Below are 1956 nucleotides of genomic sequence, written 5' to 3'. Positions count from 1 at the left end.
ATTTTTGACTGTGCTAATACATCCGTCCCTTTATTGGATTCTGGGAGTGCCGAGTTCTCGAGTATTTGATCGAGATGTTCAGACAAGGTTTCAATGCTTCGCAAGATCGCTGCAATCGGGTTGTTCAACTCATGTGCAACACCCGCCACGAGTTGGCCGAGCATCGCCATCTTCTCTTTCTCTATCAATTGTTGATGTGCAGATTCCAACGATTCTAGCGTTTGCTGAAGCTGGATCTTATTGTTGATGCTTCTTTGTAATCGTCGGTTAAAGTGACGGAGTAGTAGATTGGTAAACAGCGGCAGCAGAGTGTTGTTTGAATGCATCACCTGAGCAAAGCTATCTTTATCCAGTTTGATGACTTGGGTCTGAGTCAGAGTAATCGCAGTAGAGAACGAAGGCTCACCCGTCACGAATGACATCCCTCCGACAATATTGCCCTTAGAGTGACGCACAACTTCGCGTTGCTGCCCCAGTTCATCTTTTTTATAGAGCGCCGCTTCACCTTCAATAATTAACCAAAGAAAGCGATTATCTTCGCCCTCAACCGTCAGCAGATGCTCTGGTGAATAATCACGAATGGCCTTGGTTTTATCATCTTTTGAAAAGACATCCTGCAGAGCACTGACGACACGCTCAGCAAGGGCATTGTCAGAAAGCTGGTGGTAATCGTGAATGAAACCCGATTGGAAAGAGTGAATCTTTTGTTCAATGTGCGCTCTGAGTAAGCGCTGTTGATCCAATGCATCGCTGTAAGAGAGCAGGTTTTCTGAGTCGTATTGGATGACAAAAGACGTTAGCTCTTTTTGCGCTGATTTGAATAGAACCTGATCTTGAACTGGCTTGGTTAGACAGTGGTTGAGCCTGCCTTCATTTACAGCGGTTAGAATGGATTGAATGTCTGACGAAGCGCTGACTAATATCGTTCTTGCGGTATTACTATGGGGCAGCTGTTCGAGTTCAATCAGAAATTGCACGCCATTAAATTCAGAATGATGATGAGTGATCACCAAGGCTACAGTTTGGTTGTGATCATGAATATCTTCTAATGCGTGATGCGCGTCTTCTATGTTCTCGGCAGTATAAATATCGAATACAGAAGCCAACGGAGCCAGCTCCGAACGTATTCTTTCAATGCTAACCGGATTATTGTCCAAACAGATAACAGCGTATTGATTCACAGCTCAACCTTAATAGTAGCGACGTCTCTAGCCTAGCAAGAACCGCCGAATAAGGATGAGAGCTAGCCGTTAATTTATTGAGGCAATCGAAGTATCGAGCAATAGACTGATTTAACTCAATGTTTCTTGTTTGCTACTGATGGGTTAGACTAAAAAAACAGACACGTGTAGAAAGAGAACTCATGGAACAGTTAAGAAAAATTGGTGCAATTGGCGGCGCAATCTCATTGGCACTTTGTTGGCCACTAGCGGTTGGCCAAATTGGACAAAATGCCATTACCGATGGTGTTGCAAAGCTTAACAATTCAAGCATTCAAGCGGAGATCGTGGAGTACGATAGAGGTTACCTGTCTTCTAACGTAACTACTCGCCTAACTGTGACCGATGAAAACCTGAAAGAACAACTCGCGATTGATGGGCTGCCGAGTGAGTTTGTCATCAATAGTGCGGTTAGCCACGGTTTGGTGAGCCTGAATGCACTGTCGACGTTTGATAATACTGATATTCTGCCTCTAACTCTGACAACTAGCACTGAGCTAAACGGCAACACGGACTTTAACTTCGAGTTAAGCCAGTTCAATCATCAAGGTTCTGATGAGAATGGTACTTCGGTATCAATCACGAAATCGAATCTGTCTGGCCATGCCACTGTTTTAGGGCAAGTTGATTACGAGCTTTCAATCCCTTCAGTTCAAATTGATTTTGAAACCGGTGAAGAGGTAACACTGTCAAACCTAAAAGGTGTAGGTTCAGGTCAACAAGCGAAAGGCTACTG

The 1956-nt window shown here is 44.2% G+C and carries 2 protein-coding genes; one reads left to right on the top strand and one right to left on the bottom strand.

Annotated elements, in window-relative coordinates; genetic code table 11:
* On the bottom strand, nucleotides 1-1181 hold a 1181-nt coding region (locus AB4496_RS25465; protein WP_372132629.1), incomplete at its 3' end, for a cyclic nucleotide-binding domain-containing protein.
* Between the two features lie 182 nt (nucleotides 1182-1363).
* On the opposite strand from AB4496_RS25465, the gene AB4496_RS25460 reads away from it, so the two are divergent.
* Nucleotides 1364-1956, top strand: a 593-nt coding sequence (locus tag AB4496_RS25460; RefSeq protein ID WP_372132626.1) for a DUF945 family protein, incomplete at its 3' end; no start/stop codon positions are given.

It is taken from the genome of Vibrio sp. 10N.222.46.A1, from assembly GCF_041473595.1.
GTDB classification, from domain to species: Bacteria; Pseudomonadota; Gammaproteobacteria; order Enterobacterales; family Vibrionaceae; genus Vibrio; species Vibrio tasmaniensis_A.
The sequence above is the reverse complement of the archived record's forward strand: the minus strand, read 5'-3'. Positions and strand labels throughout refer to the sequence as shown.